The organism is Dawidia soli (assembly GCF_018598185.1).
Taxonomy (GTDB): domain Bacteria; phylum Bacteroidota; class Bacteroidia; order Cytophagales; family Cyclobacteriaceae; genus Ohtaekwangia; species Ohtaekwangia soli.
Window position 1 is genome coordinate 118,138 of sequence record NZ_JAHESC010000010.1, and the last position, 16,903, is coordinate 135,040.

The following is a 16,903-nucleotide window of genomic DNA, read 5'->3' on the forward strand; positions in this document are numbered from 1 at the left end:
CTTTGCCTGCTTCCGGTCTGCTATGCCGGTGGTCGCCCATGTTGCAAATCTCGTTTATCCTTTGCCGGTGCAAGCGTTCAGGACGATGCGATAACGGCGAAGACACCCTGGAAAATAGTCGTACCATGAAGGATCTGAAGGATGTATTGATCATAGAACCCCCGCGTAAGTTTTCCCTGAATCTTACGGAGATCTGGCAATACCGCGAGCTGTTCTATTTTTTTACCTGGCGCGACGTCAAGGTGAAATACAAACAAACGGCCCTCGGTGTGGTCTGGGTCGTCATGCAGCCGTTGCTCATGGTGGTCATTTTTACATTGTTCTTCGGGCGCACGCTGAAGATCAACACGGCTCCCCTGCCATACCCATTGTTCGTCTTTTCGGGCTTGTTGTTGTGGAATTTTTTCTCTTCCAGTATCATCACTGCGGGGAACAGCATGCTGAACAACGCCTCCATCATTAAGAAGATATATTTTCCGCGGATCATCATTCCAACCTCGTCGCTACTTGTATCTTTCATCGATCTGTCCATTGCCTTTGTGGTCTTTCTCGGTATGCTGATGTACTATGCTGTAGACGTATCGTTACTGTCGATGCTGATCTTCTGGCCGCTGGCGTTGCTCATTACGGTGATAGGTACGCTGGGGCTTGGCAGTCTGCTGTCGGCGCTCACGGTAAAGTATCGCGACTTCCGCTATGTGGTGCCCTTTGGTCTGCAGCTGGCGCTGTTCGTCAGCCCTGTGATCTATCCCGCCACCGTCACCGGCCACGCGTGGGTCGGCTATTGCCTGGCTGTCAACCCCATGTATGCGGCCATTACCCTGTTCCGCGCCGGGTTGATGCCGATGACGTTTGATATGCCGTTGTTGTTTATAAGTATGGTATCGACAGTTATTTTTCTGATGCTCGGATTATATTATTTTAGAAGAACGGAAGCATATTTTGCTGACATCGCGTGAAATCAATCTTAGACATTGAGCATATCTCCAAGCTCTTTCTGATCAGTCATCAAGGGCTTCCCTATTTAAGTTTGCGTGAGCGTCTTACGGGACTTTTGCGTGGCCGCGAAAAACAAGAACCGTTCTGGGCTTTACAAGACATATCGTTTTCGGTGGCGCCGGGCGAATCGCTCGGTATTATCGGTAAGAACGGCGCCGGTAAGTCGACCTTGTTGAAGATCCTTTCGCGCATTACGACGCCTACCAGTGGCCGCATCGTGAGCCGTGGGCGTATCGCCAGCTTGCTGGAAGTGGGCACAGGCTTTCACCTGGAGCTGACGGGCCGGGAAAACATCTATATGAACGGGTCGATCCTGGGCATGCGTCGTGCGGAGATCGCCGCAAGTTTCGATCAGATCGTAGACTTCAGCGGCGTCGAGAACTTTCTCGATACGCCCATAAAGCATTACTCCAGCGGCATGCAATTGCGCCTGGCGTTTGCCGTAGCCGCGCACCTGGAGCCGGAGATATTGATTATCGATGAAGTATTGGCGGTGGGCGACGCAGAGTTTCAGAAGAAGTGTCTGAAGAAAATGGAAGATGTGGCCGGGCAAGGCCGGACGATCTTGTTTGTAAGCCATAACATGGATGCGGTAACTTCGCTGTGTAAGAAGGGTGTCTTTTTGAAGCAGGGACGCGTGGAGGGGTATGGCGACATTCACGAGATCGTACGGGACTACTATGATGAAACGCATCACAACAGCATGACGCTGGAGAAAGGAGCGGTGCGCGCGATCGGGATTGTACAGCAGGATGACAAGCTTGTGCTCAGCGTCTCGTACGAGCACGATGCGGTGATCGATTTTCCGAACCTGGGTTTTTCGATCCGCGATATGTTCGGCCACCCGCTGGCCGGCACCAACCCCATGAAGTCCCAAGTGGATATGCGTCCGTATAAGCCCGCGCGCGCGGGACACATCGAGGTGGTCATTTCGTCGCCGAAGCTGATGGAAGGAACGTATCAGCTGTACGTGTGGTTTGGCGACAGCCGCCGGAATTTCTTTGAAACGAAAGACCCCATCCTGTTTCAGGTAACGAAGATGAGTACCGGACAAGGCCGCAATGCCAAGCTTGACGGCTATATAATTCCTGAATGCCAGTGGAACTTTTTCTGACGACTTGCTATGCTTGAACCATTAAAGAAAATATACCGGAAGGTTAAGTACGGTGTTTTTACAACCCGGGATAAGGAATATATAAAATATCACAAGAATCGACGGCAAATGCTGCTGGATGCTTACCTGGAAAAGCATGCTGTACGAAAGCTTCAGATCGGGGCACAATGCAACTCGATCGACGGATGGCTCAATGTGGATATCCATCCAAAGGATAACGCAGTGGCCTATATGGATGCAACAGAAACGTTTCCGTTGCCTGACAATTCACTGGATTATGTTTTTAGCGAGCACATGATCGAGCACGTGACACTCGAAGGCGGTACGGCCATGCTGAAAGAGTGTTACCGCACGCTGAAGCCGGGCGGCAAGATCCGGATCGCCACGCCCGACATGCAAACCCTCGTGCGGGTGTTGTCCCATCCCGGCGACCCCGCGGTGCAAGGGTATATCCGGTTTTATATCGACCGGTTTGTGGGAGCGGGGATTCCGTACGATCCGGCCTATATGATCAATACATTGTTCTACCAGTTTGGACACCGGTTTATTTACAATGAAGCCACGCTTTCGCATGTGCTGAAACAAGCAGGCTTTAAAAATGTGCGGCGGTGTTCGGTAGGCCAGAGCGACGACCCGGCACTGCAGAACATCGAGCAGCATGCGAAGGAGATCGGCGAACAGAACAATGCGCTGGAGACGATGGTGATGGAAGGTACAAAATAATGGCGGCGGTTTCTGTGATGATCCCCGTGTACAACGCGGGAAAATATATCGGCGCGACGATCGAGTCGGTGCTGCATCAAACCTTCGGGGACTGGGAGCTGATCGTCGTAGACGACTGTTCTACCGATGATACCGTGGCGGTTGTCGAGCGCTATGTTCAGCAGGATACTCGCGTGAAACTATACCGCAACAGCGCCAACCTGGGGATGATGCGTAATTGGAACAACGGTCTGCCGTACTGCACCGGCCGGTATTTTGCCAAGCTGGACGCCGATGATCTGTGGCACCCGGCGATGTTGCAAACCTGCTATACCGTGCTGGAGCAGGAGGCGTCGGTGGGCATGGTGTTCTCGCGCTATCGCCTGATCGACGAGCACGGCGTGGACTTGCCTGCCGTGGACGAGCCCCTGCCGGCGTTTGCCCGCAATACTTCTTTTTGCGGTGTGGACCTGGTGAAGCGCGGTACTTACGGAATGCTGGCCGACAATGTGATGAAACAGGGTATCGGTCTGATCCGCCGTCGCCTCTTTGACGAGCTGGGACCTTTCTCGTTGCACGATGCCGGCGATACCGAAATGTGGTTTCGCATTGCCGCGCACTATCGCATTTATGGAATCGATGCCGTGTATTATTCATACCGGATATGGCCCGATAATTTCACGCGCACACAGGTGCTGAAACAGGGGAAGCGGGATCGAAACCTGTACGAGGTACGTGCGCTGATCCTCGATTATTACCGGCAGCAGGGACTGATCACGTCGGCGGAGCACGGGGCGTTTACGCGGGACAACCAATACGAATATGACAAGAGCCGTGTGTATGCCTATCGCCTGCAGGGAAAATGGCCGCAGGCGTTGGCGACGCTGTTGACGAATTTCCTGCGCTATCCCGTCAGAACCTGTGCGTTTTATACTACGCGACTGCGCGAGCGGATGGCTTCTAAACCGAAGACAATATGATTAAAGTGGGCTTTTGCGTATCGTACGACTGGGAGTTTCTGAAAAGATCTCTGCCCCCTATCTATGATCACGCGGATAAGATCTGTTTTTCGCTGGACAAAAACCGGCGCAGCTGGAGTCAGCAACCTTACGCGTTTGATGAAGCCGCCTTTGCCGCCTGGCTTCAGCAGGCTGACCCGCAGAAAAAGATCGACCTCTACGAAGACGACTTTTCACTCCCTGAATTGACAGCCTTGCAGAACGACAGCCGGCAGCGTATGTTGATGGCCCAGCGCCTGGGAGAAGGGGGCTGGCACGTACAGGTGGACAGTGATGAATATTTTCTGGACTTTGAGGCGTTTGTGCGGTTCCTTCTGAAAATAAACCCGGCGCCGACCGGCAAAGAGAAACCGCTGAATGTTTGTCCCTGCCTGGTACCGTTGATTAAGCGTGTGCCTGGCGGGTACTTATATGTAGACTTTCAGGGCTATCCAGAAGTTGCACCTATGGCCACCACCCGGCCTCACTATAAAGCCGCCCGCAGAAGCGGTCATTTCAACAAGGTTGCTCCCAGCTATGTGATACATGAGACCTGGGCGCGTTCGGACGACGCGCTCTGGTATAAGATCAGCAACTGGGGCCATTCGGATGATGAGCTGAATGACCAGCGTGTACGACAGAGTTATTACAACCTGTGGAAGGCGATGGATGCGTTCAACTATCAATACATAAAGGACTTCCATCCGGGAAAGGCTACCGACTGGCCGGCGCTCGGGTTCTGCGCGGCAGAGTCGGTGGAGGAGTTCATGCGCAACTATACACCGCCGCCGTTTCCACTTTCTTCAGGGGCCTTGTGGATAAAAAACAATCGGACCGTGGCCCGGATAAAGGCGCTGTATCATAAACTGTTTCGATGATGGAGCTGTCGATCGTCATCATAAACTACAATACATTCGAGCTGACCTGTCAGTGCATCGATAGTATTGTCGATAAAACCCACGACGTGTCCTACGAGATCATCGTAGTGGACAATGCCTCGCACGAGCGGGACCCCCAGGAGTTTGCACGTCGCTATCCGCAGATCAAGCTGGTGCGGAGCGAAAAGAATGTGGGTTTCGCCGGGGGCAATAACCTGGGTATAGCCGTGGCCGAAGGACAGTATATTGTGTTGCTCAACAGTGATACGGTGCTGTTGAACAACGCTATGGCTGTTTGCCTCAATTACCTGAAGGCCCATCCCGACGTGGCAGTGGTGGGATCTGCTCTTTTTTATCCCGATGGTACCCGGCAGCATAACTGCCAGCGGTTTCCATCCATTCGCTATAAGCTTTTCGAGTTGTTTCGGCTCCAGAAGTTTTTGCCCCGCAAAACCGGGGGGAAGATCTTGCTGGGAGGGTTCTTTGATCACGCCGAGCCTGTCGAAACCGACTGGATCTGGGGCACGTACTTTATGTTTGAAAAGAAACTGTTGAACCGCCTGAAGGGGGGGAAGTTGGCCGAAACATTTTTTATGTACGGAGAAGATGTGCAGTGGTGCCTGGAGTTTCGCAAGCTGGGCTACCGCATAGCCTATGAGCCGGCCGCCCACGTGCTGCATTTGATGGGAAAAAGCGGAGGTGCCAAAACGGACCTCATGAAGAAAAATGAGGCAACGTTCATGCAGTTGTATTATACACCCCTGGAGCGTTTCCTGATCAGGCAGTTAAACCGTTTACTCGCGCCATGAGAACATCCCAGCACCCCGTATTGTCAGTGGTCATTCCTACCTACCAGGGTGCAGGTCGTATTTTGACGGTGCTTCGTTCGCTTGAAAAACAGACCCTACAGAACTTTGAAGTGGTGGTGGTGATCGATGGTAGCACCGACGACACAGAGGTTGTCATTCGCGAAGCCTCGCTTGCATTAGACCTTCGCCTGGTCATCCAGGAAAACAAAGGAAGGGCCGGCGCCCGCAACGCGGGCATCCATGAAACGCGGAGCAATGCGATCGTATTTTTCGACGATGACGTGACGGCGTCGGATCATACCGTGGCCACATACTATACACACTACGAGCAGGGAAAGGCGATGGTGATGGGAGGCATACGTCAGGTATGCGACGTGCCAAACGATTTTCTGAAATATTACGCATACCTGGATGCCAAGTGGATGTCTGGCGTTACCGATTCGGGTGCCGGTTATATGAAAGTCCCGTATATGTCTACGGCCAATGTGTTTATCCGCAAAGATGCCTTCCTGGAAGCGGGCGGCTTTGACGACGGCCTGCGCGACGCAGAAGATTTTGACCTGGCGGTAAGGTTGTTTGACAAAGGCATCAAGCTGTATTACGATCCTTCGGCATCGGTCGGCCACCTGCTGTACGGCAGCGTGGTGGAATACGTACAGCGGCAGCGGCAGTACCGGGCGGCGCGCAAGGTCTTGCGTGAACGGAACCCGCTGGTATTGAAGTATAGCTCGCCGCCACCGGGCGCGGGCAGCACGTTTAAGCGCCTGGTATTTCGGGCTTTGTCTGCGCCGCGGTATGTGCGGTGGATCGACGCAGGAGTATTCGGCATCCTGCCCAGACGGCTCCGCTACCGGCTGTACGACGCGATCATGACGGCTAACACCATGGACTTTACATGAGACAAAAGGTAGTATATATCATTTCCTTTTTGGAAAAATCGTTGCCGATGGAGTGGGTTGTCATGAACCTGGACCGCACGCGATACGACTTGTCGTTTATTATGATCGGCAAGGAGGATACTCCCTTTATACGGTTTCTGGAAGCGCAGCAAGTGCCGTGCACCGTCGTGCCGTACAATGCAAAAAAGGATCTGTTATCGGGTTTTTTCACGATACTGCGATTGCTGCGCCGTCTGCGGCCGGAGGTCGTGCATGTGCATTTGTTTTATGCCGGCATGATTGGCATACCGGCAGCCTGGATGGCCGGTGTGCGGAAGCGTATTTATACACGGCATTACAGTACGTATCATCACGATTTTTACCCCAAGGGTGTATATATAGACCGGGTTATTAATTTTTTGTCGACGAAGGTAGTGGCGATCAGCCCCGTAGTCGAGAAGGTGCTGCTCGCGCGCGAGCACGTTCCGCCCGCCAAGGTCTTACGTATTCCGCACGGATTTGACTTTTCCTATTTTACCCGCCAGCCGGCGGAAGCGGAAGCGGCCCGCACACGGTACCACATTCCGGCGGACGCATACCCGGTGGTCGGAGTCATTTCGCGGTATATCAAATTGAAAGGCATTCAATATATCATAGAAGCTTTTGCCGCGTTACGCAAACAGTATCCCCAAGCGCACCTGGTACTGGGAAATGCCCAGGGCGACTACAAGCCCGTACTGGCAAAGCAGCTTGCCGGGCTGCCGGCGGAAACCTATACAGAGATATTGTTTGAGGAAAATGTCCGGGCACTGTACGCAATGTTTGATGTTTTTGTGCATGTGCCGATTACGCCGGAAGGCGAAGCCTTCGGACAGATTTATGTGGAAGCGCTGGCCATGAGAGTACCCAGTGTATTTACCCTGTCGGGTATTGCCCGCGAGTTTGTGGAGGACCGCGTCCATGCCCGCGTCGTTCCATACGAGAACGCCGACGCGATCCGGGAGGCCACAGTCGATCTGCTGGAAGATGCCGGGTTGCGCGCAACGCTGGCGACACGGGGTTATGATGCCGTCGTAAACGAGTTTGGTATGCCGCAGATGATCCGGCGGTTGGACGCAGCATATTGCGAAGATTAAACGCTTTGGATGAAAACGCACCTATTTAAGTTTTTCATGGAGCAATCTGATTACCTTGAGAAAAGGTTCTGTATCATTGCTGACTGCTAAGACCACGGATCCTTCACCAGATGCTTTTTTCGATCATTATTCCCACGTACAACCGGGCAGACCACATTGGCAGAACCATTACTTCCTTATTGTCGCAGAATACCACGGATGCAGCCGACTTTGAAATTATAGTAGTAGATGACGGCAGCACAGACAATACAGCGGAAGTTGTGGGCGGGTTGATGAAAGACAGTCGCCTGCGCTATGTCAAAAAGGAAAATGGCGAACGGGCTGCGGCCCGGAACTTCGGCGCGCGCATGGCGGGCGGGGAGTATGTCAATTTTTTTGATTCGGATGATCTGGCCTATCCCCATCACATCCAGCTTGCAACGGCAACCGTGCAGCGGTTAAGGTCGCCGGAAATATTTCACCTGGGCTATGATGTGCGAAGTGAGGACGGTAAGCTGTTGCGACTTGTCAACAACTTGCCGACGACAATCAACGATACACTGATCGATGGTAATCACCTGAGCTGTGGCGGGACCTTTGTGCGTGCGGACATCTGGCGGCAATATCCGTTTAATGAAGACCGCGGATTGTCGGCATCAGAAGATTACGAGCTTTGGCTGCGCCTGGCGTCGCGCTTCGATATTCACTGCATCAACACGGTAACGTCTACGGTAGTGAACCATGCCGGACGAAGCGTGATCAATATCAACGAAGAGAAGTTCCTGCTGCGCATGAAGCTGTTGCGGGAATATCTTGAAAAGGATGAAAAGTTTATGAACGTGTATGGAAGTCGCTTGAAAACTTTTTTAGCGTATCGCAGAATTTACATGGCGCTACATATGGCGATGGCAAAAATGTCGCATAAAAAAGTGTGGAATCATCTGTTGATGGCGATACGATACAAACCCGGTGTTATGTTTTCGAGACGATTTTTAGCAGCGCTGAAAAACATGTTTGTATGATCGTTACAGGAACCATTTGTTTTATACAGTATTTATATCATCGTTTGCGGATGTTGGGCCTTTTGAGCACGGGGCTCGCCGATAACGGATAATACAATGGGAGAAAGAGTATTATACCTTTCATACGACGGGTTGACCGATCCACTGGGACAGTCGCAAATTCTTCCTTACCTCGCAGGACTGGCCGGGGCGGGCCATCGTATATCGATCATTAGTTTCGAGAAAGACGATAAGCTGGAAACCGGAGGGGAACGCATACGCCAGTTTTGCCGTCAGAATAATTTAACGTGGCACCCGCTGCGATACCACAAACGGCCACCGGTATTTTCTACCGTATATGATGTTTGGTGTATGCGCCAATCGGCGCGAAAGCTGCACGCACAGGAGTCTTTTACGATTGTTCATTGCCGGAGTTATATCACCGCGCTTGTCGGGCGCTGGCTAAAGAACAGGCACGCCATGCGGTTCGTGTTTGATATGCGCGGCTTCTGGGCGGACGAGCGTGTAGAGGGGGGGCTCTGGAATCTAAACAGCCCCCTATACCGTCGCGTATATAACTTCTTTAAGCGACAGGAACATAAGTTCCTGAATGATGCCGATGCCGTCACGGTTCTGACCGTCGCGGCACGGGAAGAGCTCCTTTCCTGGGGCGTGGCCGATAAGATCACGGTCATACCGTGCTGCGTCGACTTGCAGCTTTTTGATCGGCGCGCTGTTGCTGCCGCGGATACCGCCGCCTGGCGCACGCGGCTCGGCATATCACCCCGGGCCTATGTGCTGCTTTACCTGGGGTCTATCGGAACCTGGTATCTGTGGAACGAAATGGTTTTGTTCTTTGAACGGCTTAAAAAAGAACACACAGAAGCTAAATTTTTGATCCTCACGCCCGACCCCGAGAAAGTTATACCTCACCCTGACTTTATCGTGCGCACGGTGAGCCGCCAGGAAGTGCCCACCCTGATCAGCGTGGCGGATGCTTCGGTCTGTTTTATTAAGCCGTCGTTTTCAAAAAAGGGATCATCGGCCACCAAGATGGCCGAAGTACTCGCTATGGGGGTGCCGGTTATTACTAATCCCGGGTGGGGCGACGTAGCATTCCTGGCCGACAAGCTGAACAACCTGGTTGTAACCGATCCGTACGCGCAACAAACCCCCATAATTCCGGTGTCGTCAGAACCGGGATCAAATGCTTTCTTCACCGGGTTTTTCTCGTTGGAAGAAGGCGTGCGAAAGTACGACGTGGTATACCGGGGAGTGCGGCAATAGCCGGCGTCGGTTTTGTCTGCTTACCTACAATATATTCCTCTTAAATTATTATTAACAGCCGTTAGCCATAGAATTGCATTTTTCCCTTATTTTTGGCCAAATTTTATTTGGAAAACGAACCCTCGCTCATATTATGAAGAACAACATTAAACTAGACGGTACGGATCGTAAGATTCTGGAAATCCTCCAGCGCAATTCGAATATTACTAATGCACAGCTAGCCAAGGAGATCGGTCTTTCGCCGGCGCCGACGTTGGAGCGTGTTAATAAGCTGGAAACTTCCGGAGTGATCAAGAGCTATCATGCCGTGATCGACCCTGCCGCCGTAGGCTTGGGTGTAAGCACGTTTGTAATGGCTTCGTTGAAGGGGCACAATAAAGAGAACATCAGCAAATTTATAACCGCTATCAAAGCAGTAGACGAAGTCGTGGAATGTCACCACATCACCGGCTCGGGCGACTTCATCCTCAAGATCGTGTGTGCCGACATTGCGGCGTATCAGCAGCTGATGCTCGATAAAGTTTCGAACATTGAAGTGGTCGACAGCCTGCAGTCGATGGTGATCCTCTCTACCTTCAAAGACAGTAAATCGCTCCCCATACCGGGATAATCAAGAGTACGGATTATGCTTGCTGAAAAAAGTTTTATTCTCGATGCCGACCAGGTAAAGCAGAAGATCCGGCGCATGGCATTTGAGATCTATGAGCACAATTTCAAAGAAAAGAATGTCGTGCTCGCGGGTATCGAAGGGCAAGGATATGTACTGGCCAGGCTACTGGCGAAGCAGCTCGAAAGTATCTCGCCGCTGGAGATCAAGCTGGTGAAGATCAGCATCGACAAGACGGCGCCGCAGCAAAGCGAGATCACGCTGGACTGCGACCTGAAGGATATACGCAAGCGCAGTATCATCCTGGTAGACGATGTGCTGAATACCGGGCGCACGTTTACCTATGGCATGAAGCCGTTCCTGAGCATCGAAGTAAAAAAGATCGAGACGGCGGTGTTGATCAACCGCAGCCATCCGCTCTTCCCGGTTCACGCCCAATACGTGGGGTATGAGCTCTCCACGACCATAAAAGATCACGTCGAAGTAAACCTGACAAAGGATACGATGGCGGTATACTTACATTAATCCACCACCATGTCTGTTCACAAACAAGATATCAAGCGCATCACCACGCACCAGTTACAGGAAATGAAAAACCGGGGCGAGAAGATCGCGATGCTGACGGCCTATGATTATAGTATGGCCAAGCTGATCGATGGCGCCGGTATCGATGTCGTCCTAGTGGGCGACTCGGCTTCCAACGTAATGGCGGGGCATGAAACAACGCTGCCGATCACGCTGGACCAAATGATCTACCACGCCGCCTCGGTGGTGCGCGCGGTGAAGCGGGCGCTCGTAGTGGTCGATCTGCCGTTCGGGGCTTACCAGGGCAGCTCGGGTGAGGCGCTGCGCTCGTCGATCCGCATCATGAAAGAAGCGGGCGCCCATGCCGTGAAGCTGGAAGGTGGCAGTGAAATAAAAGAATCGGTTCAACGTATTCTCAGTGCCGGTATTCCCGTCATGGGCCACCTGGGACTGACACCGCAGTCTATCTATAAATTCGGGACGTACACGGTGCGTGCGAAGGAAGAAGCCGAAGCGCAGAAACTGCTGGAAGATGCCCACCTGCTGGAAGAATGCGGCTGCTTTGGTATCGTGCTGGAAAAGATCCCGGCGGTACTGGCGGGCAAGGTAGCGTCGTCGTTGCATATACCCCTTATCGGCATTGGCGCCGGCCCCGATGTAGACGGACAGGTATTGGTGATGCAGGACATGCTGGGCATTACGCAAGAGTTCAAGCCACGTTTTTTGCGCCGCTACGCAGACCTGAGCAGCATCGTTACCGGCGCGGTAGGAAAGTACGTCGCCGATGTAAAAGCCAAAGACTTCCCGAACGCCGACGAAAAATATTAGTCCTATAGTCCCTGTCGTGCCATTTCCCAGCCCAGGATACTTTTCTTGCGGGTAGGCTCCCAGCGATATTCTCCCAATACACCGTCTTTGCGAATGACGCGATGACAGGGTATCAGATACGCAATGTGATTGGACCCTACCGCCGAGCCCACGGCCTGCAACGCCTGCGGATTGCTGATCGACGAAGCAATCTGCTGATACGTGGTGACATGCCCTTCGGGAATGCGCAGCAGGGCTTCCCATACTTTGATCTGAAAATTCGTACCCTTGACAAAGACGTGCAGCTTCTTTTGCTGGGACCGATCTTTTGCTGGAAAGATCTGCCCGATAAATGCTTTTGTAAGCTCCTGGTCCTGATGAAACACCGAGTTATGCCAATGCTCTTTCATAGCATGCAGGGCTTGCGTTACATCTTCGTCTGCCTGTAGAAAGGACATCCAGCAAATGCCGCGGGCCGTCACGCCGAGAAGGCAAAGACCAAAGGGTGTTTCGTGAAAGCCATATTCGATCTGAATGCCGGTGCCGTGCTGTTTATACTCCTGCGGCGTAACGGCTTCCAGCGTCGTGAACAGATCGTATACGCGCGACTGGCTGGAGAGGCCCGCCGCCTCGGCGGCTTCTATGAGGTTGCGCGACTCTTGCAGGCGTGCTTTCAGAAAATCGATCGTGAGGAATTGCAGGAAGCGTTTGGGGCTGATACCCGCCCACTCGGTAAAGAGGCGTTGAAAGTGAAACGGGCTTACGCTCACTTCGTCGGCTACCTGGCTCAGCTCGGGCTGGCGCTTGAAATGCTCTTCCAGGTAGCGAATGGCCTGCTCGATGCGCCGGTAGTTGATATCGTTGTCGTGTGTCATCGCCATAAAAACAAAATTAGTGGTTTGTGATGACACAAAGGTCGGCGCGGGCCGGCGCGATCTCAACCCGCTTCTTGCGCATAAAAAAGCCCGGCACAGGGCTGCCGGGCATTGTTTACAGATATTTAGGACGTTGAAAGGGGCTATTTTACCGCTACGGTGTGCTGATCGATGCAGGCATCGGCACAGCGATCGCATGCCTCGGCGCACTGACGGCAATGGTCGTTGTTATGTTTTTTACACTCCTCGGCGCACAAGCGGCAAGCCTCTACGCACGCCGTGAGGTAATGATTTGCGTTTTCAGAGTCGCGCAACAGCAGGCGGGCGCCCAGTGTGCAAATGTCTGCACAGTCGCGGTCCGTTTCGATACACCGCGCCATCATGGCCGGGTCTTCTTCATACAAACAGGCGGCAGCACAGGTTTCGCAGGCCGCAGCGCAGTCCAGCAGGATTTGTACCAGCTCGCTATGCGCACGTTCCGTAGTCTTTTTCTGGTCTTTCATAACAGCATGAGATTTTTAGTTCACCAATGGATATCCCTGGGTGCCAAAAAAACCATACCCACTTGCTAGCGGTTGATCACAAAATGTTTAAACCCCTGCCAGTCGCCGGGCTTGATGTGCACATGGTCTACCTGTGCCTGCGGCGGGCCCTTCCGGCACCAGGTCAGGAACATGGTCAGGGTCATTTCGTCGCTTTCGGCTTCGATGTACACGCTGCCGTCGGGTTCATTACGGACGAAACCCTTTACGCCCAGTGTGTCGGCCTGTTCTTTTGTGGAGGCCCTGAAAAACACCCCCTGGACCCGGCCGGTTATTTTGATCGAAACATGCTTAACCATGACTTTTTTACATTCACCAAATCTTAAATGTAATAAAATTTAAATTTCGGGTGCGGATGTCCGGATCGGGAAAGTTGGATCGTCATAAGAGCATTTGAACCAAAAACCAATAAACAATGGAAAAGTACATGTTCGTATTCATGGGCGACGACGCCAGCCGCCTCTCGCCCGCAGAACAGGAAGCCAGCATGCAGAAATGGTTTGCCTGGGTGGACAAGCTCACCAAGGCCGGCCGTTACGTAGCCGGCGAGGCGCTGCTGCCGGGTGGAAAAACGATTGCTGGCGCGAAAAAGACCGTGACCGACGGGCCGTTTGCCGAAGGCAAGGAGGTTGTCGGAGGCTTTTTTGTCGTCTATGCCAAAGACCTGAACGAGGCTACCGAGATGGCCAGGGACTTTCCGGATTTTGAGACCGGCGGCGTGGTGGAGATCCGCGAGGTGCAGAAATTCGATATGTAACGATGCGGACGGTACTGTTGGCCGTCCTGGCAGTGATATTCACCTTTCTGGACGGTGTATTGTGAAAGACGCCACGTATTACGATGTGGAAATCCATAGATTTATGGATGCAAGGATCAGAGCGTGTGCATGAGGAGGTAGGCCATCTGTTTCGCCACGAGGCGGGGCGGATGGCCGCCGTACTCACCCGGCTGCTGGGTGTACAGGCCTGGGAGGAGGCCGAGGACATCGTGCAAGACACGTTGTTGCAGGCCTTGAGCTCGTGGAAACTCAAGGGCATGCCCGACAATCCCTCGGCATGGTTATACACCGTGGCGCGGCGGAAGGCCGTCGACAAATTACGACAGCGCCGCATGCAGGAGGAACACCATGCCGTGATCGGTCACGCGCTTCACTCAGAGTACACATTGTCACCGGCCGTGCAACAGCTTTTTCTCGACAACGAGATTGAAGACAGTCAGCTCCGGATGATGTTTGCCTGCTGTCATCCCGCGATAGCCTATGAAGCACAACTTGCGCTGATCTTAAAAACACTGTGTGGCCTTAGTATCGGCGAGATCGCGCATAGCTTTCGTACCAACGACGAGACCATCGGCAAACGCTTATACCGCGCACGGGAAAAGATACGGGAAGAGAAGATCGAGCTGGAAGTGCCGCCGCCGACAGCATTGCCCGCCCGCCTGGAAGCAGTGCTACATGCCATCTATTTACTTTTTAATGAAGGGTATCACTCCGCGCACCCCGACAAGCTGATCCGTCACGAGCTTTGCGCAGAGGCCATCCGCCTCGCTTTGCTGCTATTGAAGAACCCCCTCACGGCGTTGCCTGTAGTATATGCGTTGTTGGCGCTCATGTGTTTTCACGCATCGCGCGAAGAGGCGCGTACGGCAGAAGACGGCAGCATGGTGTTGTTGAAAGAACAGGACCGGAGCCGCTGGAACCATGCGTTGATAAAAAAGGCCGAGTATTTTCTGGAAGCTTCAGCCACAGGTGACGAGATTTCCGCCTATCATGTTGAAGCGTCGATTGCCTCCTGCCATGCCGGGGCCGCGACGTTTGAAGAGACTGCCTGGGACCGGATCGTACAATTGTACAATGTATTGGAAACGATTAAACCCGGACCGATCGTAGCATTGAACCGTGCGATTGCCATAGGGCACGCCTCGACCCCTATGGCGGGCATCGATGCGCTGGAAGCGATACCCGATATGAATGACGATTATCTATGCCTCTCTGCCCTGGGAGATTTCTATGCAGCCGGTCGGGAATATGCTGACGCACGATCGAGTTACGAGCGGGCCCTGCAAAACGTGCCGACCACTGCAGGCCGCGCATTGCTACAGCGCAAGCTCGCGGCATTACCCCTCGACTAGTAGCCGGTCAATTTCGTTTCGGATCGTGGTTTCCCGCTCGGTGTAAGTACCTCCCACAAGAATATAGGGAATATTGCGTTGCTCCAGAGCCCGTCGGAACAGCGTAAACATTTTTTCACGCATATGGCCCAGGTCGCGCAGGTCGTCGGCCACCCAGGGAACGTCGATATCCAGCAGAAAATAGCGATCGTAGGTCATCTGACGTTCCAGGTCATAAAGTACTTCAGGCACGATATTCAGGTAATGCCTGCTATATAACTGTGTTGTGATGACATCGGTGTCGCAGAACAGCAGCTTGTTAGCGGTTTGCAGCTTCTGCTCGATGCGCGCGTGCTGTGCATGGCCGATGCGAACGATATCGTCGGCAGTAAAGTCGTTGGACGTGATAAGCTCGCGGGCTACTTCCGGTACGAACTCCGTTTGATAGTGAGCTGCCAGCCGTTGCGTCAGCGTAGACTTACCCGTGCTTTCAGGGCCATAGATGCAGATCTTCCTGACGAAGTACGGTCGCACGATCGATGGTATATATTCCCAGTGGCGAAATGGATGTTGCCGGATGAAGGTGGCCGATACCGGCACCTGCGTTCGTGGAGGGTCAAACGGTATATAGGCGGCGCCGAGGTTCATAGCAAAAGGTTCACCATAGACTTCAGAGCTAAAGACAACGTCGATGGGCGGGTAGGTCTTCTGAATGAATGCGCTCCATATTTTTGTACGCTGTGGCAACGGTAACGACTCGTCGTCAAAGTCGTCGGCTACCAGGGCCGGTTTGATGGCAGGGTTGTCCTGGCAAAGGGCTTGTAGCCACGAGAAGCGCAAGGCCGCGGGAATCGGGTCGTGCGGCGTATAGCTCATGGAGACGATCAGCTCGTCGCATCGCTCGGCAGCGAAGCGGATCAACGCCAGGTGGCCTTGATGCACGGGCATGAACTTGCCGATGATTAATCCGCGCTTCATGCAGCCGTCCGGCTATAACCGCGGTATTCCTGGATCCAATGCCACAGCCCGAAAGCTGCAATGATGGTGAAGGCGAAGTATAATACGCTGTAAAGCATGACACCTTTTATATAGTACAAATAGGTGGCAACAACGTCTACGATGATCCAGATCACCCAGCACTCGATCTTTTTCCGGATCATAAAGAAGGTTGTGATGATGCTCATCACCAGGATGAACGAATCTGCATAGGGAAATGCACTGGGGAGCGCAAATACGAACGGGAACCATTCGTGCAAGCGGGCCGCCATAGCGCCCAGGGCTGCGGTGCCGGCGAGGGTAGCCAGGCAAACGAGTACGAACTTTTTCCAGCCCATGTAGCTCACTTTTAGTTCTTGTTTCTGGTCTTCCTCTCCCGGTTTGGGATGCGTCCATTGCCACCAGCCTATGACGTTGGTGACAAAAAAGAATACCTGCAGGAACATGTCGGGGTAAAGCTGGATTTGGTAGTACAGAAAGAACGACAATACAACGTTTACGATGCCGATCGGCCAGCTGAGGACATCCGCTCGTGCTGATAGCCATACCGCTACTGCGCCGAACACGGCACCAAAAAATTCGAGGTAGCTCATTTTGTACCCCAGGAACTCAAAAAAGACATTATCGATGCTGAAGAGGGACATGAAGACGTGCGGAAAAA

The 16,903-nt window shown here is 53.0% G+C and carries 20 protein-coding genes; 15 read left to right on the forward strand and 5 right to left on the reverse strand.

The features are described from left to right. Positions 1-125: 125 nt before the first annotated feature. From KK078_RS09145 to panB, 13 genes are all read left to right on the forward strand, one after another. On the forward strand, positions 126-959 hold the full coding sequence (locus tag KK078_RS09145; RefSeq protein WP_254089955.1) for an ABC transporter permease: 834 nt from the start codon (positions 126-128) through the stop codon (positions 957-959). Next, the gene (locus tag KK078_RS09150; protein WP_254089956.1) at positions 956-2,113 is read left to right on the forward strand and encodes an ABC transporter ATP-binding protein; all 1,158 of its coding nucleotides are present in this window, start codon (positions 956-958) and stop codon (positions 2,111-2,113) included. The genes KK078_RS09145 and KK078_RS09150 overlap by 4 nt, the downstream gene beginning before the upstream one ends. Positions 2,114-2,122: 9 nt before the next feature. Further along, positions 2,123-2,836 carry a class I SAM-dependent methyltransferase gene (locus tag KK078_RS09155; RefSeq protein ID WP_254089957.1) on the forward strand — a complete coding sequence of 238 codons (714 nt, stop codon included), beginning with the start codon at positions 2,123-2,125 and terminating at the stop codon, positions 2,834-2,836. Then, positions 2,836-3,795 carry a glycosyltransferase family 2 protein gene (locus KK078_RS09160; protein ID WP_254089958.1) on the forward strand — a complete coding sequence of 320 codons (960 nt, stop codon included), beginning with the start codon at positions 2,836-2,838 and terminating at the stop codon, positions 3,793-3,795. The genes KK078_RS09155 and KK078_RS09160 overlap by 1 nt, the downstream gene beginning before the upstream one ends. Continuing rightward, the gene (locus KK078_RS09165; RefSeq protein ID WP_254089959.1) at positions 3,792-4,691 is read left to right on the forward strand and encodes a hypothetical protein; all 900 of its coding nucleotides are present in this window, start codon (positions 3,792-3,794) and stop codon (positions 4,689-4,691) included. The genes KK078_RS09160 and KK078_RS09165 overlap by 4 nt, the downstream gene beginning before the upstream one ends. Beyond that, the gene (locus KK078_RS09170) at positions 4,688-5,500 is read left to right on the forward strand and encodes a glycosyltransferase family 2 protein (protein ID WP_254089960.1); all 813 of its coding nucleotides are present in this window, start codon (positions 4,688-4,690) and stop codon (positions 5,498-5,500) included. Before KK078_RS09165 ends, KK078_RS09170 begins: the two co-directional genes overlap by 4 nt. Next, the gene (locus KK078_RS09175; protein ID WP_254089961.1) at positions 5,497-6,399 is read left to right on the forward strand and encodes a glycosyltransferase family 2 protein; all 903 of its coding nucleotides are present in this window, start codon (positions 5,497-5,499) and stop codon (positions 6,397-6,399) included. The genes KK078_RS09170 and KK078_RS09175 overlap by 4 nt, the downstream gene beginning before the upstream one ends. Then, the gene (locus KK078_RS09180) at positions 6,396-7,514 is read left to right on the forward strand and encodes a glycosyltransferase (protein ID WP_254089962.1); all 1,119 of its coding nucleotides are present in this window, start codon (positions 6,396-6,398) and stop codon (positions 7,512-7,514) included. The genes KK078_RS09175 and KK078_RS09180 overlap by 4 nt, the downstream gene beginning before the upstream one ends. A 110-nt stretch (positions 7,515-7,624) precedes the next feature. Then, positions 7,625-8,515, forward strand: coding sequence for a glycosyltransferase family 2 protein (locus KK078_RS09185; protein WP_254089963.1), 891 nt, complete (start codon positions 7,625-7,627; stop codon positions 8,513-8,515). Between the two features lie 96 nt (positions 8,516-8,611). Further along, entirely contained in the window at positions 8,612-9,781 is a 1,170-nt protein-coding gene (locus KK078_RS09190; RefSeq protein ID WP_254089964.1) for a glycosyltransferase, read from the forward strand. A gap of 133 nt (positions 9,782-9,914) precedes the next feature. Further along, positions 9,915-10,391 carry an Lrp/AsnC family transcriptional regulator gene (locus KK078_RS09195; protein ID WP_254089965.1) on the forward strand — a complete coding sequence of 159 codons (477 nt, stop codon included), beginning with the start codon at positions 9,915-9,917 and terminating at the stop codon, positions 10,389-10,391. Positions 10,392-10,406: 15 nt separating this feature from the next. Continuing rightward, on the forward strand, positions 10,407-10,913 hold the full coding sequence (locus tag KK078_RS09200; RefSeq protein WP_254089966.1) for a phosphoribosyltransferase family protein: 507 nt from the start codon (positions 10,407-10,409) through the stop codon (positions 10,911-10,913). A gap of 9 nt (positions 10,914-10,922) precedes the next feature. Next, on the forward strand, positions 10,923-11,741 hold the full coding sequence (gene panB, locus KK078_RS09205) for a 3-methyl-2-oxobutanoate hydroxymethyltransferase (protein ID WP_254089967.1): 819 nt from the start codon (positions 10,923-10,925) through the stop codon (positions 11,739-11,741). Positions 11,742-11,743: 2 nt separating this feature from the next. Here panB and KK078_RS09210 read toward each other — a convergent pair whose 3' ends face one another. The 3 genes from KK078_RS09210 to KK078_RS09220 form a co-directional block, all read right to left on the reverse strand. Continuing rightward, positions 11,744-12,601: a methylated-DNA--[protein]-cysteine S-methyltransferase gene (locus tag KK078_RS09210; protein ID WP_254089968.1), complete on the reverse strand. Its 858-nt coding sequence runs from the start codon at positions 12,599-12,601 to the stop codon at positions 11,744-11,746. Positions 12,602-12,738: 137 nt separating this feature from the next. After that, on the reverse strand, positions 12,739-13,098 hold the full coding sequence (locus tag KK078_RS09215; protein ID WP_254089969.1) for a four-helix bundle copper-binding protein: 360 nt from the start codon (positions 13,096-13,098) through the stop codon (positions 12,739-12,741). A gap of 65 nt (positions 13,099-13,163) precedes the next feature. Further along, positions 13,164-13,436, reverse strand: coding sequence for an acylphosphatase (locus KK078_RS09220; RefSeq protein ID WP_254089970.1), 273 nt, complete (start codon positions 13,434-13,436; stop codon positions 13,164-13,166). 116 nt (positions 13,437-13,552) lie between these two features. Between KK078_RS09220 and KK078_RS09225 the strand changes: the two genes are divergently transcribed. Both KK078_RS09225 and KK078_RS09230 read left to right on the forward strand, forming a co-directional pair. Continuing rightward, on the forward strand, positions 13,553-13,894 hold the full coding sequence (locus KK078_RS09225; RefSeq protein WP_254089971.1) for a YciI family protein: 342 nt from the start codon (positions 13,553-13,555) through the stop codon (positions 13,892-13,894). Positions 13,895-14,001: 107 nt separating this feature from the next. Beyond that, positions 14,002-15,267 carry an RNA polymerase sigma factor gene (locus KK078_RS09230; RefSeq protein WP_254089972.1) on the forward strand — a complete coding sequence of 422 codons (1,266 nt, stop codon included), beginning with the start codon at positions 14,002-14,004 and terminating at the stop codon, positions 15,265-15,267. Here the strand turns inward: KK078_RS09230 and KK078_RS09235 are convergent. Beyond that, positions 15,253-16,224 carry an AAA family ATPase gene (locus KK078_RS09235; RefSeq protein WP_254089973.1) on the reverse strand — a complete coding sequence of 324 codons (972 nt, stop codon included), beginning with the start codon at positions 16,222-16,224 and terminating at the stop codon, positions 15,253-15,255. The genes KK078_RS09230 and KK078_RS09235 overlap by 15 nt on opposite strands. Further along, positions 16,221-16,886 carry a nicotinamide riboside transporter PnuC gene (pnuC, locus tag KK078_RS09240; protein ID WP_254089974.1) on the reverse strand — a complete coding sequence of 222 codons (666 nt, stop codon included), beginning with the start codon at positions 16,884-16,886 and terminating at the stop codon, positions 16,221-16,223. Before pnuC ends, KK078_RS09235 begins: the two co-directional genes overlap by 4 nt. Positions 16,887-16,903 lie beyond the last annotated feature (17 nt).